This is a genomic window from Candidatus Merdisoma sp. HCP28S3_D10, from assembly GCF_052065835.1.
Classification (GTDB): Bacteria; Bacillota; Clostridia; order Lachnospirales; family Lachnospiraceae; genus Laedolimicola.
Genome location: NZ_JBQHTG010000001.1, coordinates 288,391 through 309,415, shown reverse-complemented (window position 1 = coordinate 309,415; position 21,025 = coordinate 288,391). Strand labels below are relative to the sequence as shown.

The window sequence follows — 21,025 nt, the reverse complement described above, 5'->3', positions numbered from 1 at the left end:
TGACGAGGTAGGTATTATGTGGAACAAATTATATAATGCAGCGGTTAAAGTTCAAAACAGCCGAACGATTTCTCCATTTATAGATGCAGGTGGTGTAGTAGCAGCCATTCTTACAAAACAAGGAAATATTTATGTTGGAGTCTGTATTGATACTGCCTCGACACTCGGAATGTGCGCAGAAAGAAATGCTATTGCTAATATGATTACCAATGGTGAAAGTCAGATAGATAAGGTAGTTGCAGTGATGCCCGATGGCAGAGTTGGTTCTCCATGCGGTGCATGCCGGGAATATATGATGCAATTAGATAAAGATAGTGGAGAAATTGAAATTCTGCTCGACCTTGACAATCAGAAAACGGTTAAATTAAAAGATTTAATCCCTGATTGGTGGGGAACACATAAATTTACAGAATAATCGAGAAAACCCAATTAATTAAACTGAATATTTGACCTGCTCTCCTTGTGAGGGCAGTTTCTTTTTATCAAAATCGCCCCTAATAGCAATGGGAATGAGCATCACAAAAATGTTCCTGATTTTTATAAATATTTAACGAGCCGAAGAAGAAATGCGTTTGTCTTATCAGTTTTTCGCATTCAGCCTATACGCCATATATGCTTAAAGTTACTACTAACTAAATTAAAGATATATTCTCTTTTCTCGGTTGGTATATAACTTTCAGTCTTACTCTGCTCAGTATTATTACTTGCGAGTTTTAAGGAGACTCAGCGCTTATTTTTGGCACAGTTAAAACATACAGCTTTGCAGGTTTGCCTTTACCCTGATATTTACGACGGAGCAGATTGTGTTTTTCAAGCTCACGCTGTAATCGTGTTGCTTTGTCATGTCCGCAACCGAGCATTTCACTTGTTTCGGCAATGGTATAAAAGATAAAGACCTCTCCGTTTTTATCACACCAACCGTTTATTGCAGATAACTGCATCCTGTCGAGCATCAAGCCGTACAACAACTTTGCCTCTGCAGATAAATCCTTGTATTCATCCGTAAACAACACCTTCGGCATTTTGAAGAAGGATTCATTATCCACTATCTTTCACGCTCCTTTTTGATACATAGTTGCAGGATATAACCACAGCCCTGAAACTCTGTTTGCAGTTGTTAACGCATCTTCTGCAAAGCTCGTTATAACAGATTCTGTTTCGTTCATTCAGAAACAGGCTCCATTCTGATTTTTTACTTTTTGTCATTCTAGGAATAACTATCACACTCCTTTTTTACTGTAGTTTTTTGGGTTGATTTTTGATGATTATTTCGTCTGTAATGAGTTTTATTTTGTTGGTATGGTAATTTCATTAACTACATATCAAAAGCCTCTTTTTTGCCGTTTCACCCGAAATAGTTCCTGCCCCGGAATCTCACCGCGGTGTTGCCTCGCTCATATCATCGCAAAGTCGTATCACTTTCGGACGGTCATTCAGTTGTCAAGATGCACGAGAGAAAATATCCCTCAAGGGGTGACTTTTAAAACACCGATTTTTGTACGTTTTTTCAAAACTTTTTTCAAAAAGTTGAAAGTTTGTAGCGTTGCACAAAAACGCCCTTCACTTGGTAGGCATTTTGAAAGCCTGAAAAAACGACTTTTTTTGAAACTTTTTTATTTTCGTTTAAATTGCACAACAAAAAAAGCCGTCACATAGACAGCACAAATAGCGGGAGGACATTTCATCCTCTCGCACAGTTTGCACTGAAACTATGTAACGGCTTAAACTTTAAGCTCTGATTGCCCGTATGTTACTAACCGAGTATCGGACTATACTTTTTCGGTCAGATAATATGTGTTGGCATGCAGCCAATAAGTAAAAAATATGTGTTTCAGTTTGTATTCAGTTGTAAGGCAAATACATTATTTACCAATTTACTATTATAAAGAACATTTGTTTATTTGTCAATAACCTTCCCGAAAAAGAAAAGATGGTGTCGTTTTTTTCGATACCACCTAAAAAAATCAACAATTTAGAGTATGTGATTTAAACAGAAAATAATAATTCAGTTATCTTTCTACACAAGTTTTAGACAGCATTATTAAATTTCTTTCTGACAAATATTTTACATAAAAATTCGATACATATATTTTTAGAGTATTTTTAGTATTTTAAGTAAAATAGATATGTAGATTATTGATTTTTTGTTTTAGAAATGTTATTATAATAATGGTAGTTTATCGTATTTTGTAATTATATTTCTCGAAAGGTATTGATGATATGAAAAATAAAAACACAATAATTATCACTGAAGAAATGATAAATTCGGACCCATACGGTTATACATATAAAGAAATTTGTGATTGCGTTGGAGAAAAAAAAGCTCGATCGCTTATGCATGCCCTTTATAAGGAAAAGCCCCAAAAGAAATATCAAACAATGAGCATTAATGATATTTATAATGGCGGTGACACAAGAAAATACTCTTTCAAATTAAAGGATGGTTACTGCGTTGAAACTGTTTGCATAAAGAGAAAAACAGGTGTAACTGTATGTGTTAGTACAATGGTAGGATGTCCTGTCGGTTGTATTTTTTGTGCATCTGGAAGTAATGGATTTATAAGAAATTTAACTCCTTCCGAAATTGTGCAACAAGTAACATTACTGAAGGAAAAAGTCAACAGAATTGTATATATGGGAATGGGTGAACCATTTTTTAATTATGATAATGTAATTAAGTCAATTCATATACTAAGAGATAGAAATGGGCTTAATTTCCCCACAGATGGAATTAATATTTCGACAGTAGGTCCTTTAGAACAATTAAAAAAAATAAGAGAAGAACATCTGAAGATACAACTCACCCTCTCTCTTCATGCAACAAATCAAAGAACAAGAGATATAATTATACCTCACATGAAAGGTTATGACATAAATAAGATTGTTGAATCTGTTTTATCATATTCGGAAAGACATAACAGAAAAGTAACAATTGCTTATTTATTGATTCCTGGTCTAAATGATAAAGCAACTGATGTACGTCAATTAGGAAGATGGTTTCGTGAGAAAAATGTTTTGATAAATCTTTTGCAATATAATGATACCGCAAATTGCAATATTAACAGGCCAAACAAACAACAATTAGTTGCATTTAAATTGCGACTTGAAGCGGCTGGTTTAGAAGTAAAAATGAGAGAATCACGAGGTAATAACATCAAAGCTGCCTGCGGTCAGTTGGTTAGTAACACAAACGAGAAGAATAAGCAACACAATTCAATGGGGAAGGATTTAGGTTTTCACAATCGTTCAAAAAGCAAGAAAGAGAATCCTAAAAGCAAGCACAAAAATACATTTTCTAAAATTAAATCTCTGTCCGAGATAAGTATTGGTGAATAAAAATATTCCTATAGGTAGGATAATTATCGACAAAGAAATTTTCTCTGGAGTGGGAAAAGCAGACCAAAGTATGCTATAATGCAATAAAATAGTTATACAAACTTGAATTTGAGGAGGTGATAAGATGACAGCATATATGAGATTAAGATAATACCGCGAGTTGTGTTGCGGTACATCCGTATTACATAACTCGCTTTCGGGCAAGAATGTAATAATGGAGGATGTCATGAATAAAATTATTAGATTTAATGACAGCGAAAAGCTTTTTCGTTGTCCAATATGTAAACGAAAGTTAAAGATGGTAGGCAATAGTTTGCTGTGTAGTAATAAGCATTGTTTCGATATTTCTAAATTAGGATATGTGAATTTTGCATTAAATCAAAAGCAATCTAAGCATTATAGCAGAACTTCTTTTGAAAGCAGAATGGATATTTTAGAAAAGGGATACTATTCACATATTCTTACGGAGATAACACATATATTGAGCAAGCTTGAAAACATAACAACTATTCTTGATGTCGGATGTGGTGAAGGATATTATTCTAGAAAAATCAAAGAACTATTTCAAGCAGATATAGTTGCTTTTGATATTTCAAAAGATGCCATTTCCCTTGCTTCAAAAAGAGACGGTAGTAAGTCTATAAAGTGGTTTGTGGGTGATTTGGAAAATATGCCAATTAGAGACCACTCAGTAGACTGTATACTGGACATATTTACACCAGCTAATTATTTGGAGTTCAATAGAGTTCTGACGGATAGCGGCTATATTGTAAAGGTTATTCCTGGGAATAAACATCTGATGGAGTTCAGAAACATTGCAAAAGAACATTTGAAAAATCAAGAGTATTCCAATGAGAATGTGATTAACTTATTCAAGAAGCAGTATTCTGTTATTTACCAAAAAAGAGTTTCAGAATCATATGAAATGCCGTTAGAGGATATTAAAATTTTTGCAGACATGACCCCACTGCTCTTCCATGTAGATAAAACTGAGATTGATTTCAAAAAGCTAAAAACTTTGACGATTGATGCAGAGATATTTGTGGGAAGTCTATAACGCTTGAAACTTTCAGTTTGACGGAGCAACAAATTCCAATTTGTTGAACTGAATAGCACATACTGACCGATAGGAACAAGGATGAAATATACCTTGTTCCTTTTCGTTTACCCAGGGCATTCATAGAAAATGAATAAACAGGTCAGTTATGCATACCAACACTTATCTCGGACAGAGACAAAATTAATTACAAAACAAAACACTAAATTAACCGTATTTTGTTTGTGATGCATAGGCGATCTGTTTTTTTGTCTATCAACAATTAGAGTTACAAGGAATCTATTATGGAATATAAATGTTTATCCGATTTTTTGTTTAAAGGAGAAAATAAAAATATTAATATAAGTGTGAGCAAAAATAGTCCAGTTAATGCCTCCTTAAGTTTGGATGGATACAAACATTCAATGGTTCAAATAATAGCATTAACTATTGCACTCAAAATGAAGACTGTTATTGTTAATCCACCTATAGTAAGTGATACATATGTTTTTATCGCAATAATAAATGAACTAGGTGGTACTGCAAAAATATATAACAAACGTTTGTTTATTGACGCAAGTACCATATGTAATGCCAACATTCCTTTCTTTTTAGGAAAGTGTATTCATGGTTCTATGTATTTGTGCCCGGCGCTATTAATTGCATTAGGAAAATTTGAATATTATGGTTCTGGAGGTTGTCAAATTGGTGATTCGATAGATTCACATAATAGACCATTTTCTCATATTGCTTCAGTGATTGAATGTTTTAATCACAAAATAAGTATAGAATCTAATAGAATAATAGGTAATTTTGGTGACAATAGCGATATAACCGAGTTAGATATAAAAAATTTTTCATACTCTAGCGAAGATTTGAGTGGACCGCTTGTAGGAGGGGCCACTAAAACGGCATTACTTTTATCTGTTAACAAACAAAAATTTATCATAAAAAATCCATATTTAAAAACGGATGTCTATGATATGATTGATTTTTAAAGTGATCTAAGAAACTTAGTCCACATTAAACAGTCTGACTTGAGATTTTCTCCAATTACAATGAATTAAAGCTCTATCCGGTATGTCCTAAGTGTGGAACAAGAAGAAATGCACCTTAAAATATAAGACCGCCTGCTCAAATGAGTAGACGGTCTTATTTGTTATATTTGAGAAAGTCGTTGCGGTGTTCTTGGTGGTTGAATTGATACCCTTGGGAACGGAGCAAGAGCGAAAAGAAACCGTTGATACAGTCTGCGAACTAATCAAAGAGTGTTATCAGGTAGAGAAACCTAAGAAGGTCAATCTAACCGGAATTGTAGCTCAAATAGAGCGTTATAAGAATAAGAAGAACACGCTGCTTGAAATGAGAACAGACGGTGAAATTAGCAAAGAGGAATATAAGGAGCAAAAAGAGAAAGTTGAAAAAGCTCTTTTAGAACTCACGGAAGAATATGAGCGTATGCTTGCAACTGAAGATGCAATACAAAATCCTGATATATGTTGGGATGAAATACAATCTTCGCTTAATGCTATGATAGATTTTTCCAATCCGCAAATTGACCGACACATCATTCGTAAGTTTGTTTCTAAAATCGTGCCTAATGGCAGAAATCATTTCCGTTGGTATATGAACTTGGATGGGAAAGATACTACCACAATAGATATGGTAACAGAGGGTAGAAAAAGTAATGCGGTCATCAGCTTCAATGATGACGAGGAGGATGAACCTCCTCTACATATCGGGGATGTAATCGGTTTGACTGAATTACAACAATTTTTCCCGAACCTATTGAAAAACGAAAATCAAAATGGTATAATCTCAAACGTTGCTAAGTGTGGTGAAAAGTCATCCCTTGATGCTATACTGCACAGGCAGCAATCAGCGAGGCACGTTAATTGAGCCAACATGTTTTTTAGGAACTTTTGAGATCCCAAAAGATTTCATGAGGAAGAGCGGTAAGCTTTATTATGTCGAACATCGCGTTTTCCGGTTCCCGGAAAAAACTTGAATTTAAGTTATTTTTAGTATAGGGAGTCTGTTACAGACTCCCTATGCTTTTATAATGAAAAATATAAAGTGCTATAAACGGATTAGTATATTTGAATCTATTGTTTGCATTTTTTTGAAGTGTTCGAGGTGTTTTAACAAGAATAACACCTTTGTTCTGATTCAAGATCCAACAGTTCACATTTTGATATTTCCATTACACAACGGAGTAAAGAATTGAAAAGGAACAGAATATTCCGTCTGAACAGATTGTGAGCATGCGTTTTGATTCCATGGAGTATGAGGATATGACAGCGAAGGATATGTTCAAAGCTGTCAAGGAAAAGCTCAGTCCGAATGGGAGAACGTATTTTTTCCTGGATGAAGTTCAGGAAATAGCGACTTACCTGACCGGACGATATGTTTCTTTCCGTATCTATACACTTTCTTTTTGGGAATATCTGGAATTCAAAAAGCAGTATACACAGATAAAGGATATCCATGCTGAGCTGGCAGACTATATCCGCTTGGGCGGCTTTCCTGCAACACATCTGCGAGAGTATTCACAAGATGAGGTTTATACGATTGTCCGGGATATCTATAATTCTACAATTTTCTCAGATATCGTAAAGAGAAACCAGATTCGTAAGATCGACCAGATGGAACGGGTGGTTCGATACACATTTGCGAATGTGGGAAATTCATTCTCAGCAAAATTAATTTCTGATTATCTGAAATCAGAGCATCGTTCAATCGACAATGAGACAGTGTACAGTTATCTGGAAAAGCTGGAAAAAGCATATCTTCTTCATCGTTGTTCCCGTTACGACCTGCGCGGAAAGGAGATTTTGAAAACGCCGGATGGTGAAGTCGATTTTGTGGCGCAGAAGCAGAATGATCGGTTATATGTGCAGGTCACACAGGAGATTAAATCCGAAAAAACAGAAAAGCGTGAATATGAACGACTGCTGGAAATTCGGGATAACTATCCGAAGTATGTTTTGAGAACCGATGAATTTGCCGGAGGCAATTACCAGGGAATTAAGAGTATGCACATTGCAGATTTTTTGTTGAGTACAGAATATTAACGTAGAGGGCGGCGGCAAGCCGCCCTTTTTCCACCCTGTTCACAAAATCACTTTTTTATACCATCTGAACCAGCCATACATTACTGCGTACCATAAAATAACCGATGACAACTTTGATCAATTCGGTTGCCTGAACAAGGAAGTACACACTTACGATACCAAGTCCTGTAAAGTGCGCCAGTAAAAAGGCAATTGGAACAATGATAATCCAGGTGAAAACAGAATCAAACAGGAAGGTAATCATTGTTTTTCCGCCGGAGCGCAGTGTAAAATAGGACGCATGGCTAAAGGAGCAGAAAGGCATGATGATTGCGGATACTGCGATAAATTTGGTTGCCAGTGCGCGGATTTGCTCAGAGGTATTGTAGATCTGTGGGAAAAATCTGCCGATAAAAAGCATACATACAGCTACAATCACACAGCAAAAAACACTGAATACAATCATTTTATTATCCGCATCCTTTGCTTCTTCCAGTTTACCGGCACCCAGATACTGTCCAACCACAATGCTGATGCAGGCGCCAAGCTGGAGATAAATGATGTTAAACAGATTGGTGATGGTTGTAGCAATGTTAAGTCCGGCAACTACTTCCAGGCCGCGGAGCGAGTAGCACTGTATTACGGCTGTCATTCCTGCAGCCCACACAACTTCATTCATCATAAGCGGTAATCCTTTGATGATGATAGCCTTTAATTCGTCTGCGGGAATACCAAAGCCGGTATACGCTCCTTTGAGATACTGGTTTTTCTCTCTGTGTCTGTGCGCCCAGATGATAATCATAAGGGCTTCTATGTAACGGGCAATAACCGTTGCCAGAGCTGCACCCTGTACGCCAAGCACCGGGAATGGTCCGATACCGAAAATCAGGAGATAGTCCAGGATGGCATTACTTCCGACAGCTACAAAGCTTGCGATCATAGGAAGTAGGGTCTGACCGGTCTCCTTGATATTGGTCGCGTAAGCCTGATTTACAGCAAAGGGAATCAGGCCTGCTATCATAATGATCAGATACTCTAATCCATACTGCAATGCAACACCTGTCGCGCCGCTTCCGGAAGTATCTGTGAGATAAAGAGAAATCAGGTTTCCCCCCTTCGTTACAAACAATAAAATGGTAAGTGCTGTAACCGTCAAAGCCGCATACAGCTTAAAACGGAAAGAATACATATGTCCTTTGTGATTTCCTTTTCCGAAATACTGGGCGCCGAAAATGCTGGCTGCCGATACAGCCCCAAATATGGCCAGATTATATACAAAGATCAGCTGATTGACAATGGCTACTCCGGACATCTGCTCTGTACCAAGCTGTCCAACCATAATATTGTCAAGAAAACTAACCAGGTTTGTAACTGCGTTTTGTAGGATCATCGGCAACGCCAGTGCGATGTAGTTTTTATAAAAATTTCTGTCTCCGATATATTTCCTGCGAAACTGTTCTAACATAAATCCCTTCCTTTACATAAATCCCTTTTTAATCTCTGTTCAGCATAACATATTTCCGCAGAATTTTATACCTTTTTTAGTTTTTACAAGAGAAGACACATAGAAATGTAAAAGACCGTTTTAAGAACCAAACAGTCCTTAAAACGGTCTTTTTCCATGTTCTTCGTTTATTCCGCTGCAGTAACGGAAAGCACCTCGCCCATAAAGGGATCTACCTCGGAGATGGTTCCGGTATAGGTTACGGTGACCTTATCTCCAACCTTTACCTTGTCTAAGCCCTCCGGCTTTTCGTTTTCGAAGGTAAATGCGTAGGAGCTGCCGGAAGCGTCGGTTACGACAAACATGAAATCCTTTACCTCGTCCAGGGTTCCGGTAAATTCAGAAGCGTTCTCCGCGTCTTCCTTTCCGGTGGTCTGGGAAGCGGAATTACCGTTGCCGGATCCCTTGGTTCCGCAGCCTGCGATCAGGGATGCGGTAATGGCAGTGAAAAGTATCATCATAGTTAATTTCTTTTTCATAAGAAAACCTCCTGTTCGTTATTTATGTTTCCAATTTATTGGACGCTCTATACCGTTAAAAAGTTTTATTTCAGGTGAAAAATTTATTTTGTGGTTGACATAGAGCGGATGATATGCTCCGGGGACTTACGAAAGAAGAAACAGCCCTGTGTAAGCGGGTATTTCAGAAAATATGTGATAATACGGAAAGATGTATCAAAGAGAAAGGACAAAGATAAAATGAGCAACACAAGTGATAAACCGAAGATACCGGATTTGATGGAGGCGGTATTTGACACAGGATACAGTGAAAAAATCGAACATATGCTAGTAGTAAGAGGTCTGCAGATTTCTTCTATTACGATGACAGCCTTCCATGGAATCCTGCTGTATATCTGGAAGCGTACTATAAAAGAATACGAACAGTGAAATCACGGCCGTCCAGGTAAAACTGGTATTGGCCGTGTTCCTGTTCTACATAGTAAATGACGCTCTGCACGCCAACCCCATGCCCTTCCCGTGCAGTGACCGGAATACCGTCGGAAAAGACGGGAGGCGTATCGGTGGGATTTTTTTCCAACATCAGCAGATGCCCGGAGCGTTCAAAGATAGACAGGTAAACACGGCGGTCTTGGCCGGATTGCTTCTGAACGGCATGCATGGCATTTTCCAGAATGTTGGAAAGAATGGCGCAGAAGGTCATTTCCGAACAGGGCAGCTTTTCCGGAGCTTCAATCTCCGCGTCAAAGGTGATATCCTGTTCTGCGAAACGGGCGCTGTAAATGGAAAGCACAGAATTGAGAAGTTCGTTACTGCAGAAGCTGTGAAGGACGGTGTCATCGTAATGCTGATTGATTTCCCGGATATAGTCCAGGGCTTTTTCCGGATGCTGCTGCCGGATCAGGCTTTCGATGGCGGAGAGGTGATGGCGCGTGTCATGGCGCAGGATCCGCAGGCGGCGTTCGCTGATGCGGGCCTGTTCAATTTCAGAACGCAGAGAGGACAACTGCATGGCAGTAAGCTGACCGTATTGCTCCGCCCGGTTTTACAGTTCATATTCCTGGAAATATACCAGAAGAAAGATTACATAGGACAGACACATGGAAAAGGCCAGAAATTCCACGACTACCTTGCTGCCTGAATACAGCAGAGTGGAGAATTTCGTGGTGACGTAGTCAAAGAGATAATAAACCAGAGGCATGGCGCCGAGAATATACAGATCCCGGTCAGATTTGGAAAGCAGAAGGGCAGTGGTCTGACAGAGATGGCGGCTCAGAAGGGAAAAGACCGTGCAGGTGGTGAGAATCCGGGTCAGGTAATAGACCCAGTCCAGTTCGCAGATGGAAAAGGCCAGAATACCGGCCCAGTTGCTGAACTGACAGCAGAGATAGGCAGTCAGGATCGAGACCAGCGCAGGCAGCCACCTGTATTTGTAATAAAATACCAGCAACAGGAAAAGGGGCAGGTGTACCAGCAGGGGGTAAATGGGGTCTATCCAGGACGCGCCCAGAGCCAGGACAACGGGATAATACAGAAGTCCGGAGACTGCGCCCGTGGAGACGGTTGTCTTGCTTTCCAAGGGCGAGGTCGACTCGAAAAAGATTCGGGTTGAGTTCTCTTTGGAAGATATGGATATGTCCGAATTTCAGGATGGGGCAACCTACACGCAGATCAAGGACTATGTACTGGAACATAGCGGATTAAAGGTGTCTAACCTGTATATCTCACAGATTAAGCGGAAATGTGGGATTGAGGTTGGCAAGAACTACAATCTGCCAAAATCCGAAGATTCCAGACAGCCCCTGTGTCCGCCAGAAAAAGAGAAAGCAATCCGAGAAGCATTCAAATATTTTGGGATAATCTAACATCCCGTAAAATGGAGGTTTCTTATGGATAGATTGATTTCTTGTGAGTTTAACATGGATACCGCTTGTGTGGAGCTGAAATTCTTTGATGGCAGCATGATTGCCATTGATACCATCGCCGTGGAGAATGAAGTTGCTGACAATATGTATCAGCGGTCAGAGCTTGACTATCTGATTTACACTGACCCGATTGGATATGCAGACTTGATTTTGAACGGCAATCCTGAAACCTATTTGAAAACTGTAACTGAATATAAGCCTTTAGAAAGCTGATTATTTTGCCGCCCGTGGGAGATATCTCACGGGCGATTTTTATGAACAAAAACGCACATTTGTATTGACCGAATCGGTTATTCGTGATATAGTATAGCAAAATAACCGAATCGGTTATTTGTTGGAGGTTATTATGGAAAAATTTTTAGCACTTTCTGACGAAAAGCAAACCTTAATTAGAAATGCAGCACTATCTTGCTTCTCTCAGCATGGATACGAAAAAGCATCGATTAACGACATTGCAAAAATGGCGGGCATCTCTAAGGCATCCCTTTTTCAATATTTTGGTACAAAGCAAAACCTCTATGAATATCTGGTTGAACACAGCAGCACACAAATGAAAGCAGCTTATCAGGAACAGGCGTTATATGCAAACGCAGATTTCTTTGATCGTGTACAGCAAGCCATAATCATGAAGATAGATAATTTGAAAAAGAATCCCTATATCGCCGCTTTTATTATAAGTGTTGCAAAAGAGCCATCCATTGAAATTTCGGAGCACATTAAGGACTTAATGCAAGAAGGTGAAAAACACTCGCATGATCTGATGCTCCGTGATGCCGATCTGGTCAAATTCAAGCATCCCGAAGATGCGCCACTACTGTTCCGCACATTGATGCATATTGGATACGGTATTGTAGACGAGATTGAAGGTGTGTCAGATTTTGATAGAATCGTGTGCGAAATGGAGAATATTCTGAAAATGTTAAAATATCATTTCTACAAGGAGGAATATTTATTATGAAACAAGCGGTGATAATGTTAGATGGACTGACAAAAAGTTATGGAAAGCACAGAGGTATTGAAAATCTCACATATTCCGTTCTGCCGGGCGAAATCTTTGGTTTTATCGGTCCTAATGGTGCTGGTAAAACAACAACAATTCGCACTTTGATGGGCTTGCTCAAACCCACAAGCGGCAATGCTACGATTTTCGGCCTTGATTGTACGCAGCATGCTGCAGAAATCGCAAAGAACGTGGGATATCTTCCCAGCGAGAATTGCTATTATAATAATTTGAAAGTGAAAGAGCAGTTACAATATACTGCAGATCTGTATGGTGTTAACTGCCATGACAGAATAGAAGAACTGGCTGAGAGACTGAATCTGGATTTGTCCAGAAAAATCGGAGATTTGTCTTTAGGCAACAAAAAGAAAGTTGGCATCGTGTCCGCTTTACTACCTTCTCCAAAACTTCTGATTCTGGATGAGCCTACCAGCGGCCTTGATCCACTCGTCCAACAGACATTCTATGAAATTCTTCGAGAAGAAAACAGCCGTGGAACAACCATTCTGTTTTCCTCTCATGTGTTGAGCGAAGTGCAGAAGCTATGTGATCGTGTATGTATTCTGAGAGAAGGTCGTCTCATTGCTATACAGTCCATGAAGGAATTGCGTGAAAACGGGTATAAAAAGATTTCGCTTTCCACCGAGGAGCCTGTCCCTGCGCAGTTCTTCGACATCCCAGGAATTGCCAACCTGGAACAGAATCAAAATTCCATTTCTTTTATGTTTAATGGCAATGTTATGACCATCATGGAAAAACTACATAAACTACCTTTGGTTGATATTCTGATTGAAGAACCGTCTTTAGAAGAGATCTTTCTTCATTATTACGAATGAGAGGTGACACTATGACTGTATTTCATTATGAGTGGAAACGTAGTCGAAAATATATTCTGATTTGGGGTCTTTCCCTTGCCGTTTGTATTTTCTCTATGATACCTGTCTATTACAGCATGATTGAAACGCCAGAGCTTCTGCCTAAAAACTTTGCAGAGGGTGGATTCTTTGAAACTGTCGGCATCTCTCTCGCACTGCTCTTGGAACCTCTGGGAATGTATGGATTTCTTAATGCGTTTTTTGCTTTGGCAGGCGGAATTTTCGGGATGCACTTTGCCTTATCCCTGTTTACAAAAGAATGTACCGAAAACACAGCAGAATACCTGTTCACAAAACCCTGCGGGCGTATTCAAATTTATAAAGGAAAGGTGCTTTGTCTACTTGTCGGCACATGCATTACGAGTGCTGCATATATCCTTGCGTCTTTTATAGCAATGATTGTGTATGAATCTGGCTTCTCTATGTTAGAATTTATTCTGTTGGCTGGCTCCTTCCCACTTGTTACTTTGATTTTTGGAGGGATGGGAGTATTGTTAGGATGCTGGCATCCTAACAATCGTTCTCCTTTGCTGACAGCATCTTTGGCTGTGTTTATGGGATACTGTATTACAGCTTTTTCAAGAACGATTGGAAGCAGAATAATAAGTTACCTCTCTCCATTTTCGTTTTTTCATCCAGCTCACATTCATGAGAACTCTTTTTATGAATGGGATTATTTTCTGTGGTATGTGCTTCTACTCACTGTATTTTTCTTCCTGTCTCGTAAGATTCTGATGAAGAAAGACATTAAATTAGCAGTATAGGGGGGGAACAACATGATATCATTGATAAAAAAGGAACTGAAACTTACAAGGAAAATACTGTTGATATGGCTTGGAATAATCATTCTTCTTTGTGTCTTTGCGTACATAGAGTATCTTTCCTTAAAAGACAGCTTACCGATTCTGGTAGAAATGCTAAACGACTTTCCAAGAATTTTGATGGTGATGTTTGGTGTTAGTGAAGATCTTAACACTGCATTGGGTTGGTATGGCTGTATTTATTTTTGGGTGGCAATCCTCGCTTATTCCTATGCGATTTATCTGGGCATTTCAAGCATTGCAAAAGAAAAAACGCAAGGAACAGCAGAATACCTATTCACAAAACCTTTAGGCAGAAATCAGATTGTTATAGGAAAAGCTGCCGCCAACGTATGTAATTTATTTATTCTTGCAGCTGTCAGCGGTGTATGTAATTACTATACTGCAATCGCTCCTCTGGGTGGACTGGATCAAAAGAATGCGGCTCTGTTGACAACTGTTGGGCTTTTTCTGACGGAAATCATATTATACTCGATTGGTTTTTGGGTATCCAGTCTCTGCAAATCCTACAAACAGGCTATGCTTTTTGGCTTTGGCGCTTTAATAGTATTTTACTGTATTTATTTTGTGGCAGAATATTTGTGTATTCCGGCTCTGTTTTATTTAACACCTCTAAAATACTTTGATGTATATGCAGTGGCTAAAGATGGTATCTCCCTTATGTTCCTGCTGATTTCAGGGGTGATTACTTTCCTATCAATTTTCCTTGCAAAGAATCGGTGGGCAGGCAAAGAAATGTAATATGTTGTAGATAGTATTGTAGCTTCTCATATCTGTCATAATCTCAGAAACACAGGAGGTTTTTACGATGAAACAACTGTTTAGATGTGCAGACCACTACATTCAATCGAGAGATTGGAAAATGCTTACGGGTCTTAAATTCTGCCTTTGCTCCATTGGTATCCTGTTGGGAGTATTGGTTCCGGTCAAGCACAAAAAGACTGTCGCAGCCGGGGCTTTCGGTGTCTTTCTTGCAACCTACATCCCGCTGATGACAGACTTCCTGACATTTGCGGTAGATTTCTTCCGTCCCAAGAAAGAAACGGTAGAATAACCATGAACAGTGATATTCTTTTCTTCTTTGGGGAGCATATGGATGCTCTTCCCCTTTACGAACGACTGGAAGATCAGATTCTGACACAGATTCCGGAAGTAAAAATTAAGGTCGCAAAAACCCAGATTACCTTTGCTAACAAACGAGGATTCGCTTTTGTGTCCTTTAATCCCTGCCGCAAGGCAAAGAATCGGCCAGAAATCTGGATGACAATTACGTTCGGACTGGGTTATCGGATAGATTCTCCAAGAATCGACGTAGCGACGGAGCCCTATCCAAATCGCTGGACGCACCATGTGATGGTGGGAAATGTGGATGAAATCGATGTAGAACTGATGCGGTGGATAGCGGAAGCGGCAGATTTTTCTGCTAATAAGAGGTGACAATACGGAAAATAAAAAGATCTTTCCCATACTGATCGCCAAGGCGTAACAGATAATCACATATTGATTCTACATAGTCTGAAATCCCTCGAATAAAAACCGCTGTAATTATTCTTCCCGTGTAGGGTGGAAAATACAGCGGTTTTTCTTTCTATAGTTCAGCTGCCACAATCGTTTCCTTTGGCAGCTTCTCATTCTCACAGTTCAGAAGATAGACTATTGCCTTGTTCGCAAAGCGGTTTGTTTTCATCGTATCCCAATCGGCAAGCCGGATGATCTCCGCTGTACCATTCTCAAAATCCAATGAAATCTCGCCCCATTCGCCGTCGCAGTCTGCTTGATATTCATAGATTGCGGTGGCGATTTTCTTTTTGCGTTTAGTTTTGGATTTCTGTTTCAGCCGGACAGCATGGATAGCACCCTCGGCAACCAAAAACTCCGTCAGCTTGTCCACTGCTCTACGGTAGGCTCGCTCTGCACCGCTGGCTGTGCTGCCCTCAAACATCACAGCCAGTTCCTCAAAGGTGGGGCGGCCTTTCCATGAGCCGACACGCCCGCAGGTCATGCAGATCGCCAGCCGCTTTTCAAGCAAGGTCTGTTCCCGGTAGTTTAGCTTCTCAAATGCCCGCTGCACCTTTTCTGCCTGTATGCCATTCCAGAGAATATCGGCATAGTTCCAAGTATCATCAAGGGCAACATCTTCGCCTGTTTCTTCTCCGTCCTCGTCCGTCACATAGAATGGCTGCTGATTGCGGATGCCACGGACAACTTTCAAATATTCTTCCGCAAGGGCAAGGTCGCAGTTGTATTTCTTTGAAAACTCACTGACCGCATCCTTGGTGTTATGGTAGAGCCAAGCCATTGACCGCACCATTTTGTAATTGGTCAGAGAGGATACCGACCATTTTTCTTCGCCCATACGGAAACGGAGCATCGCATCCCGTATGAACGGGAAAATGTATGTAGCATACTCCGCACCCTTGGCAGGATCATAATCCATCAGCTTTTGGAGCATTTGCTCCCGACAGGATAGCTTTATATCTATAAATCGATCTGTGTCGTACAGATCGCCGCCATCCACACCGAGAAAGCCTTTGATGCGCTTGTTGAGCTGTGGTTCGTAGTGGTGCAGGAAGAACGAAAAATATAGCAAATTCTTTTCCTGCAATGCAGACAGAATATGTTCATTTGGATTGCTAACCGTTGGCGGTTCCGGCTCCAGTTGGAAGATGCGCTCTGCCACATAGGGAATGAGACCATCACCGTGCGGATTGACTTGGTGCTTCGGTATGTATCCGGTCATATTCCATGTAAAATCATTCAGCATAGCGCACCTCCCTTCACTTTAATAACGTTTATCAATCTCCAGAAAACTGAAATTCACGTTATTTCTTCAAGGCTTTGTTTTATAATTTTTTTAATTATTTTAATCGGTAATTCTTTCTCATAGGGCAGATAGACTGCATTTTTCCTTATTGTAAAAGCACTTAGTTGTGACTTGAATATTTCTAAAACATTTGTATCTACGTAAAGGCTAATATGTTTATTACAGGCAGCAAAAGATATTGAGAACTTGTCTTTCTTATATACTGGCATACTCCAAGCAATCTGTTCCTTAACTGCTGGAACACAACGAAGAATTAGATTTCTTAATTCCACAACATACGCTCTCGCTTCTGGAATCTGTAATTCAATATATTCATCTACACTTTCAGGAGCCTTGCCGCAATAGTGACTTTGATTTGTCCTTTTAAACTCCCTTCCGCATTTTGGACAAGTCCACATACTAAAACCTCCTCAATATCAATTATTACTTTCTCAATATTTTCTCCATCGGTTTTCCTTTTGCTAACTCGTCAATCAGCTTGTCCAGATAGCGTATTTCCTGCATTAGCGGTTCTTCGATTTCTTCTACACAAACTCCGCAGATTTTCCCTGTAATCAGTTTTCGATTAGGATTAAGCTGGGGAGCATTCAAAAAGAAGTCTCCATATGCAACATCATGTATCAGAAAATCATTCACTTGATCTTTACTATACCCTGTTAACCAGCAAGTAACTTGATCTACTTCCTCTCTTGTTCGTCCCTTTTTCTCACACTTTGTAACAAGAAGTGGATAAACCTTTGAAAAGGACATTTTATAAATTTTATCGTTTGCATTTATTCCTTCCATGGATATACCTCCAAATTCAAATTCTCTTTAGGGCTTCTTTTTTCAAAGCAGCCTGTTCCATTTCTTTCTCATAAGCTCCTTTGGCATAAGCGACATTGCTTTTTGCCCGGAGCATCTTATCTTTCGCCAGTTTCTTCATAACCTCCGCTACGTCATCGTCCAGTTTGCCACGCTTGATATAGCGGTTTATGGTATTCAGCCGCTTTTCGTATATCTGGATAACCGGATGATCGTCTGCAAGCTCTCGCTGTTCTCTGCCTTTCAGATTGCCGATTTGCCGACAGGTGCGGTGCAGCTTGTCCTCCGGTGCATAACCGCCGCAGTATTTTGTGTGCCTTGCATTGGTGGTCAAAAACCATTTGCCACAGATTTTGCATTTCTTCGGTGCATGACCGACACATAAGCCCTCAAAGAGATCAGACCGGAACATCCCCACAAAGGAAACATAGTGCATCCGCTTGACCAGTTTTGCCACATCCTCACCGGGACGGATGGTGGATACATACTGAACAGACTGATTGGACACAGACATCCAGGCATTGCCCTCCGTGATGGAGAACTCCGGCGGGAAATAGCTGCCGAACATCTTTGCAAAGCCCTCTGCGGTGCGGTCTGCTTCATTGCTATCCGACTTTTCCGCAAAATCAAGCATTGCCTTTTGGTATTCTCCGAGAGAGAATGCCAGATGCCCGAAAACCGCAGTATAACGTTCAAGTAGTACTGCATCTTCATATTTTACGAGGTCTTCAAGCTGCATTGTGCCGCTGTTCGCTTTTTGGACACACTCTAAATGGCTCAACGCACAATCCGTAGTAAAGACCCTTTCTATCCGTTCTCTGTGTTTTGGAACATCCATATAGGAGAATGGCGGCGTTTTACTGAGAATATCCAGCATTGCCAGAGCAGCTTCCCTTACCATAGGAAAGAGTGCCGAAGCATCCTGTTTCGCATTCATCGCCCCAAGCATAAGATTGATTTTCTCGCATTGCTCGTTCATTTTAGAAATGGTATCCGCAGGAACATTCAGCGCATCACAGGCAAGAGTACCGATAGGAAATGTTTTTCCCTCATATATGACCGTATCCTGCCAAAAATCCAATGTCATAAGTTCTTGATTCATGCTTGCCCTCCTGTCCTGTTTTTTCACTTTTCTAATTATACCATGCAAATGTGAAGGAATCTACATCATCAGATAAGTTGTCCTGTTTTTTGAAACGGGGTTGTCCTGCTTTTAGCCTGCTTTTTTCCAAATCCGTCATAACCATAGTAGAAAGGGCGAAGCACCTGCCAATCACGGCGGGTGCTTCGTGCTTTCCAGACTATTATGAACGGAGGTTTTTCTATGACAATCTATGAAAACATCAAGGCGGCAATCAGCGTAAAGCAAGCCGCCGAACACTACGGGCTGAAAGTCAACCGCAACGGCATGGCTTGCTGCCCGTTCCACAATGACAGGCATCCGAGCCTGAAGCTGAATGAAGATTATTTCTTCTGCTTCGGCTGCGGAGCCAAGGGGGATGTAATTGACCTTGTGGCAAGGCTGTTCAATCTGACGAGTTTGCAAGCGGCACAAAAGTTGGCTGCGGACTTCGGGCTTGACCCGAAACCACCCACTGCCGCAGCTATGGTCAAGCCAAAGCGCCCCCATATCCGACAGTTCCGGGAGGATGAAATGCTTTGCTTCCGTGTGCTGACGGATTATCTGCATCTGTTGGAGAATTGGAAAGTGCTGTATGCACCCAAAACACCGGACGAGCCTTATGATGACCGTTTTGTGGAAGCCTGCCAGATGCACTGCCATATCGAATATATGGCAGATGTGCTTACCGTGGGTGATCTGGAAGAACGGGTGGCATTGGTGGACAAGCTGATGCAAGATGGCAAAATTGCTTTTCTGCAAGAGTACACCGCACGAAAGAAAAAGGAGGTGGCGCACCATGGCGAAGAAACGGAAAATGCCTGATATGAACTTGCCTGTCTGGTTTGAGGGGCAGAACATCAACGAAGCTCTGTTTTGTGAAGAATTTCTGCAAGAGCGCAGAATCATCTTTGCAAACAGAGCTTTCTTTACGCCCAATGGACGGGTAACGGATGATATTGTCCTGCGGGGAGAGGTCTACGAAAAGCTGAAAAGCTACACCATCAGCAGCGTACCGCAGAAGATCAAAAACATCATGGAATTGCTGAAACTGGAAGCAATGGTTGAGGATCTTCCTCCCCAGCCTGACCGCCTCCATGTTGCCAACGGAACACTTATGCTGGATGGAAGATTTATCGAGGGGAAACAGGAAATCGTACAGAGCCGCTTGCCTGTTTCCTACAATCCAGATGCTTCTGCGCCTGCCCTGTGGCTGAACTTTCTGGACGGTCTGCTGTACCCGGAGGACATCCCCACCTTGCAGGAATTTATCGGCTATTGCCTGATTCCCTCCAACAAGGGACAGCGCATGATGGTGATTAAGGGCAACGGCGGCGAGGGCAAATCTCAAATCGGTTCGGTGCTTTCTGCTATATTCGGTACGAATATGAAAGACGGCAGTATCGGTAAGATTTCTAAAGACCGCTTCGCCCGTGCTGATCTGGAACACATCCTGCTGTGTGTGGATGATGATATGTGCATGGAAGCTCTGCGTCAGACCAACTATGTAAAATCCATTGTGACAGCGCAAGGCAGAATGGATTTGGAGCGAAAGAACAAACAGAGTTATCAGGGCTGGATGTTCTGCCGATTACTGGCATTCAGCAACGGCGATCTGCAAGCCCTGTATGACCGCAGCGATGGGTTTTACCGCAGACAGCTTGTGTTGACTACCAAGGAAAAACCCGTAGGCAGAGCCGATGATCCCGACCTTGCAGAGAAAATGAAAGCCGAAGCCGAGGGGATTTTCCTTTGGGCGTTTGAAGGCTTACAGCGGCTCGCTGCCAACAACTTTAAGTTTACGGAGAGTGACCGCATCCGTGCAAACCGGGAAGCGGTCAAGCGTGACAATAACAACATTTTTGACTTCATGGATTCCGAGGGGTATATCCGGCGCAAAGCGGATGCTTCCATCAGTTCCAAGGACTTCTACGCTATCTATCGCCTGTGGTGCGAGGAAAACTCCCTTGCCCCTCTGAAAGCCCGCAGCTTCAGCGATGCCATGGTTGCCAATGCGAAGAAATTTAATTTGGAGCATTGCAACAACATCACTAATTCTGCCGGACGGCGGGTATGGGGGTTTATGGGCGTGGAAGCTGTGGCACGACCTAATATAAACGGGTTTTACGACGTTTCGCCATGTACGTACGTACCGGAGGAATGGCAGGACTGATTCCTGTCTTTCATTTTCTGTATGTATGTACGCAGTGTTTTGCCCGTTTTTCTTTTTTATAGGAACAATCAGCGGTCAGAATTGAGCTGTTTTCGG

General features: G+C 41.0%; 25 protein-coding genes and 1 pseudogene. 17 read left to right on the top strand and 9 right to left on the bottom strand.

Going from position 1 to position 21,025, the window contains the following annotated elements; genetic code table 11:
* Positions 1–16: 16 nt before the first annotated feature.
* On the top strand, positions 17–415 hold the full coding sequence (locus ACTNCH_RS01390; protein WP_441018998.1) for a cytidine deaminase family protein: 399 nt from the start codon (positions 17–19) through the stop codon (positions 413–415).
* 298 nt (positions 416–713) lie between these two features.
* Here the strand turns inward: ACTNCH_RS01390 and ACTNCH_RS01385 are convergent, their stop codons facing one another.
* Positions 714–1,046, bottom strand: coding sequence for a replication initiator protein A (locus ACTNCH_RS01385; RefSeq protein WP_311736401.1), 333 nt, complete (start codon positions 1,044–1,046; stop codon positions 714–716).
* Positions 1,047–2,220: 1,174 nt separating this feature from the next.
* Between ACTNCH_RS01385 and ACTNCH_RS01380 the strand changes: the two genes are divergently transcribed.
* The 5 genes from ACTNCH_RS01380 to ACTNCH_RS01360 all read left to right on the top strand — a co-directional run bounded on the left by ACTNCH_RS01380 (position 2,221) and on the right by ACTNCH_RS01360 (position 7,446).
* A complete protein-coding gene (locus ACTNCH_RS01380) occupies positions 2,221–3,336 on the top strand; it encodes a 23S rRNA (adenine(2503)-C(2))-methyltransferase RlmN (RefSeq protein WP_209345890.1) in 1,116 nt (371 codons plus the stop codon).
* A 226-nt stretch (positions 3,337–3,562) separates the two neighbouring features.
* Positions 3,563–4,393 (top strand): methyltransferase domain-containing protein, encoded by an 831-nt coding sequence (locus tag ACTNCH_RS01375; RefSeq protein WP_083655179.1) that lies wholly within the window; start codon positions 3,563–3,565, stop codon positions 4,391–4,393.
* 284 nt (positions 4,394–4,677) lie between these two features.
* Complete coding sequence (locus tag ACTNCH_RS01370; RefSeq protein WP_441038290.1) at positions 4,678–5,370, top strand: hypothetical protein; 693 nt, start codon at positions 4,678–4,680, stop codon at positions 5,368–5,370.
* Positions 5,371–5,563: 193 nt separating this feature from the next.
* Positions 5,564–6,271 carry a hypothetical protein gene (locus ACTNCH_RS01365; protein ID WP_441038288.1) on the top strand — a complete coding sequence of 236 codons (708 nt, stop codon included), beginning with the start codon at positions 5,564–5,566 and terminating at the stop codon, positions 6,269–6,271.
* Positions 6,272–6,636: 365 nt separating this feature from the next.
* The gene (locus tag ACTNCH_RS01360; RefSeq protein ID WP_441015481.1) at positions 6,637–7,446 is read left to right on the top strand and encodes an ATP-binding protein; all 810 of its coding nucleotides are present in this window, start codon (positions 6,637–6,639) and stop codon (positions 7,444–7,446) included.
* A gap of 55 nt (positions 7,447–7,501) precedes the next feature.
* Here the strand turns inward: ACTNCH_RS01360 and ACTNCH_RS01355 are convergent, their stop codons facing one another.
* Together ACTNCH_RS01355 and ACTNCH_RS01350 are read right to left on the bottom strand one after the other, a co-directional pair.
* Positions 7,502–8,890 (bottom strand): MATE family efflux transporter, encoded by a 1,389-nt coding sequence (locus ACTNCH_RS01355; RefSeq protein ID WP_441015483.1) that lies wholly within the window; start codon positions 8,888–8,890, stop codon positions 7,502–7,504.
* A 167-nt stretch (positions 8,891–9,057) separates the two neighbouring features.
* Positions 9,058–9,408, bottom strand: a complete 351-nt coding sequence (locus ACTNCH_RS01350; RefSeq protein ID WP_441015485.1) for a hypothetical protein — start codon at positions 9,406–9,408, stop codon at positions 9,058–9,060.
* Positions 9,409–9,627: 219 nt separating this feature from the next.
* On the opposite strand from ACTNCH_RS01350, the gene ACTNCH_RS01345 reads away from it, so the two are divergent.
* Positions 9,628–9,816, top strand: coding sequence for a hypothetical protein (locus ACTNCH_RS01345; protein WP_441015487.1), 189 nt, complete (start codon positions 9,628–9,630; stop codon positions 9,814–9,816).
* Here ACTNCH_RS01345 and ACTNCH_RS01340 read toward each other — a convergent pair.
* Positions 9,794–10,399: a sensor histidine kinase gene (locus tag ACTNCH_RS01340; RefSeq protein WP_441015489.1), complete on the bottom strand. Its 606-nt coding sequence runs from the start codon at positions 10,397–10,399 to the stop codon at positions 9,794–9,796. The two genes, ACTNCH_RS01345 and ACTNCH_RS01340, sit on opposite strands and share 23 nt — an antisense overlap.
* Positions 10,400–10,432: 33 nt before the next feature.
* Positions 10,433–10,966, bottom strand: a complete 534-nt coding sequence (locus ACTNCH_RS01335) for a hypothetical protein (RefSeq protein ID WP_441015491.1) — start codon at positions 10,964–10,966, stop codon at positions 10,433–10,435.
* A 73-nt stretch (positions 10,967–11,039) separates the two neighbouring features.
* Here ACTNCH_RS01335 and ACTNCH_RS01330 point away from each other — a divergent pair.
* The 8 genes and pseudogenes from ACTNCH_RS01330 to ACTNCH_RS01295 form a co-directional block, all read left to right on the top strand.
* Positions 11,040–11,252 (top strand): annotated as a pseudogene (locus tag ACTNCH_RS01330) (23S rRNA (uracil-5-)-methyltransferase RumA); the annotation flags it as partial.
* Between the two features lie 24 nt (positions 11,253–11,276).
* Entirely contained in the window at positions 11,277–11,525 is a 249-nt protein-coding gene (locus ACTNCH_RS01325; RefSeq protein WP_031473378.1) for a DUF6061 family protein, read from the top strand.
* A gap of 133 nt (positions 11,526–11,658) precedes the next feature.
* Positions 11,659–12,270: a TetR/AcrR family transcriptional regulator gene (locus ACTNCH_RS01320; RefSeq protein WP_441015493.1), complete on the top strand. Its 612-nt coding sequence runs from the start codon at positions 11,659–11,661 to the stop codon at positions 12,268–12,270.
* The gene (locus ACTNCH_RS01315; protein ID WP_031473382.1) at positions 12,267–13,148 is read left to right on the top strand and encodes an ABC transporter ATP-binding protein; all 882 of its coding nucleotides are present in this window, start codon (positions 12,267–12,269) and stop codon (positions 13,146–13,148) included. The genes ACTNCH_RS01320 and ACTNCH_RS01315 overlap by 4 nt, the downstream gene beginning before the upstream one ends.
* An 11-nt stretch (positions 13,149–13,159) precedes the next feature.
* Positions 13,160–13,951 carry an ABC transporter permease subunit gene (locus ACTNCH_RS01310; protein WP_031473384.1) on the top strand — a complete coding sequence of 264 codons (792 nt, stop codon included), beginning with the start codon at positions 13,160–13,162 and terminating at the stop codon, positions 13,949–13,951.
* 12 nt (positions 13,952–13,963) lie between these two features.
* On the top strand, positions 13,964–14,749 hold the full coding sequence (locus tag ACTNCH_RS01305; protein WP_031473386.1) for an ABC transporter permease: 786 nt from the start codon (positions 13,964–13,966) through the stop codon (positions 14,747–14,749).
* 67 nt (positions 14,750–14,816) lie between these two features.
* Positions 14,817–15,062 (top strand): hypothetical protein, encoded by a 246-nt coding sequence (locus ACTNCH_RS01300; protein ID WP_038288442.1) that lies wholly within the window; start codon positions 14,817–14,819, stop codon positions 15,060–15,062.
* 2 nt (positions 15,063–15,064) lie between these two features.
* Complete coding sequence (locus tag ACTNCH_RS01295) at positions 15,065–15,445, top strand: DUF5655 domain-containing protein (protein WP_031473390.1); 381 nt, start codon at positions 15,065–15,067, stop codon at positions 15,443–15,445.
* A 151-nt stretch (positions 15,446–15,596) separates the two neighbouring features.
* Here ACTNCH_RS01295 and ACTNCH_RS01290 read toward each other — a convergent pair whose 3' ends face one another.
* The 4 genes from ACTNCH_RS01290 to ACTNCH_RS01275 are packed head-to-tail and all read right to left on the bottom strand — an operon-like array spanning position 15,597 to position 18,738.
* Positions 15,597–16,772, bottom strand: a complete 1,176-nt coding sequence (locus tag ACTNCH_RS01290; RefSeq protein WP_031473392.1) for a hypothetical protein — start codon at positions 16,770–16,772, stop codon at positions 15,597–15,599.
* A 53-nt stretch (positions 16,773–16,825) separates the two neighbouring features.
* Entirely contained in the window at positions 16,826–17,230 is a 405-nt protein-coding gene (locus tag ACTNCH_RS01285; protein WP_441015497.1) for an iron chaperone, read from the bottom strand.
* Positions 17,231–17,255: 25 nt separating this feature from the next.
* A complete protein-coding gene (locus tag ACTNCH_RS01280; RefSeq protein ID WP_031473396.1) occupies positions 17,256–17,618 on the bottom strand; it encodes a DUF2200 domain-containing protein in 363 nt (120 codons plus the stop codon).
* Between the two features lie 16 nt (positions 17,619–17,634).
* Complete coding sequence (locus ACTNCH_RS01275) at positions 17,635–18,738, bottom strand: DUF6076 domain-containing protein (RefSeq protein WP_031473398.1); 1,104 nt, start codon at positions 18,736–18,738, stop codon at positions 17,635–17,637.
* A 222-nt stretch (positions 18,739–18,960) separates the two neighbouring features.
* Between ACTNCH_RS01275 and ACTNCH_RS01270 the strand changes: the two genes are divergently transcribed.
* Together ACTNCH_RS01270 and ACTNCH_RS01265 are read left to right on the top strand one after the other, a co-directional pair.
* Positions 18,961–19,581, top strand: a complete 621-nt coding sequence (locus ACTNCH_RS01270) for a CHC2 zinc finger domain-containing protein (protein ID WP_031473400.1) — start codon at positions 18,961–18,963, stop codon at positions 19,579–19,581.
* Entirely contained in the window at positions 19,556–20,929 is a 1,374-nt protein-coding gene (locus ACTNCH_RS01265) for a DNA primase family protein (RefSeq protein ID WP_031473402.1), read from the top strand. The genes ACTNCH_RS01270 and ACTNCH_RS01265 overlap by 26 nt, the downstream gene beginning before the upstream one ends.
* Positions 20,930–21,025 lie beyond the last annotated feature (96 nt).

Excerpts from the sequence above, each read along its gene's own strand:
- ACTNCH_RS01305 (WP_031473386.1), top strand. The coding sequence starts at position 13,964 with ATGATATCATTGATAAAAAAGGAACTGAAACTTACAAGGAAAATACTG.
- ACTNCH_RS01310 (WP_031473384.1), top strand. The coding sequence starts at position 13,160 with ATGACTGTATTTCATTATGAGTGGAAACGTAGTCGAAAATATATTCTG.
- ACTNCH_RS01325 (WP_031473378.1), top strand. The coding sequence starts at position 11,277 with ATGGATAGATTGATTTCTTGTGAGTTTAACATGGATACCGCTTGTGTG.
- ACTNCH_RS01280 (WP_031473396.1), bottom strand. The coding sequence starts at position 17,618 with ATGGAAGGAATAAATGCAAACGATAAAATTTATAAAATGTCCTTTTCA.
- ACTNCH_RS01340 (WP_441015489.1), bottom strand. The coding sequence starts at position 10,399 with ATGCAGTTGTCCTCTCTGCGTTCTGAAATTGAACAGGCCCGCATCAGC.
- ACTNCH_RS01380 (WP_209345890.1), top strand. The coding sequence starts at position 2,221 with ATGAAAAATAAAAACACAATAATTATCACTGAAGAAATGATAAATTCG.
- ACTNCH_RS01320 (WP_441015493.1), top strand. The coding sequence starts at position 11,659 with ATGGAAAAATTTTTAGCACTTTCTGACGAAAAGCAAACCTTAATTAGA.
- ACTNCH_RS01370 (WP_441038290.1), top strand. The coding sequence starts at position 4,678 with ATGGAATATAAATGTTTATCCGATTTTTTGTTTAAAGGAGAAAATAAA.
- ACTNCH_RS01345 (WP_441015487.1), top strand. The coding sequence starts at position 9,628 with ATGAGCAACACAAGTGATAAACCGAAGATACCGGATTTGATGGAGGCG.
- ACTNCH_RS01375 (WP_083655179.1), top strand. The coding sequence starts at position 3,563 with ATGAATAAAATTATTAGATTTAATGACAGCGAAAAGCTTTTTCGTTGT.
- ACTNCH_RS01300 (WP_038288442.1), top strand. The coding sequence starts at position 14,817 with ATGAAACAACTGTTTAGATGTGCAGACCACTACATTCAATCGAGAGAT.
- ACTNCH_RS01270 (WP_031473400.1), top strand. The coding sequence starts at position 18,961 with ATGACAATCTATGAAAACATCAAGGCGGCAATCAGCGTAAAGCAAGCC.
- ACTNCH_RS01390 (WP_441018998.1), top strand. The coding sequence starts at position 17 with ATGTGGAACAAATTATATAATGCAGCGGTTAAAGTTCAAAACAGCCGA.
- ACTNCH_RS01285 (WP_441015497.1), bottom strand. The coding sequence starts at position 17,230 with ATGTGGACTTGTCCAAAATGCGGAAGGGAGTTTAAAAGGACAAATCAA.
- ACTNCH_RS01290 (WP_031473392.1), bottom strand. The coding sequence starts at position 16,772 with ATGCTGAATGATTTTACATGGAATATGACCGGATACATACCGAAGCAC.
- ACTNCH_RS01295 (WP_031473390.1), top strand. The coding sequence starts at position 15,065 with ATGAACAGTGATATTCTTTTCTTCTTTGGGGAGCATATGGATGCTCTT.
- ACTNCH_RS01350 (WP_441015485.1), bottom strand. The coding sequence starts at position 9,408 with ATGAAAAAGAAATTAACTATGATGATACTTTTCACTGCCATTACCGCA.
- ACTNCH_RS01360 (WP_441015481.1), top strand. The coding sequence starts at position 6,637 with ATGCGTTTTGATTCCATGGAGTATGAGGATATGACAGCGAAGGATATG.
- ACTNCH_RS01315 (WP_031473382.1), top strand. The coding sequence starts at position 12,267 with ATGAAACAAGCGGTGATAATGTTAGATGGACTGACAAAAAGTTATGGA.
- ACTNCH_RS01275 (WP_031473398.1), bottom strand. The coding sequence starts at position 18,738 with ATGAATCAAGAACTTATGACATTGGATTTTTGGCAGGATACGGTCATA.
- ACTNCH_RS01265 (WP_031473402.1), top strand. The coding sequence starts at position 19,556 with ATGGCGAAGAAACGGAAAATGCCTGATATGAACTTGCCTGTCTGGTTT.
- ACTNCH_RS01355 (WP_441015483.1), bottom strand. The coding sequence starts at position 8,890 with ATGTTAGAACAGTTTCGCAGGAAATATATCGGAGACAGAAATTTTTAT.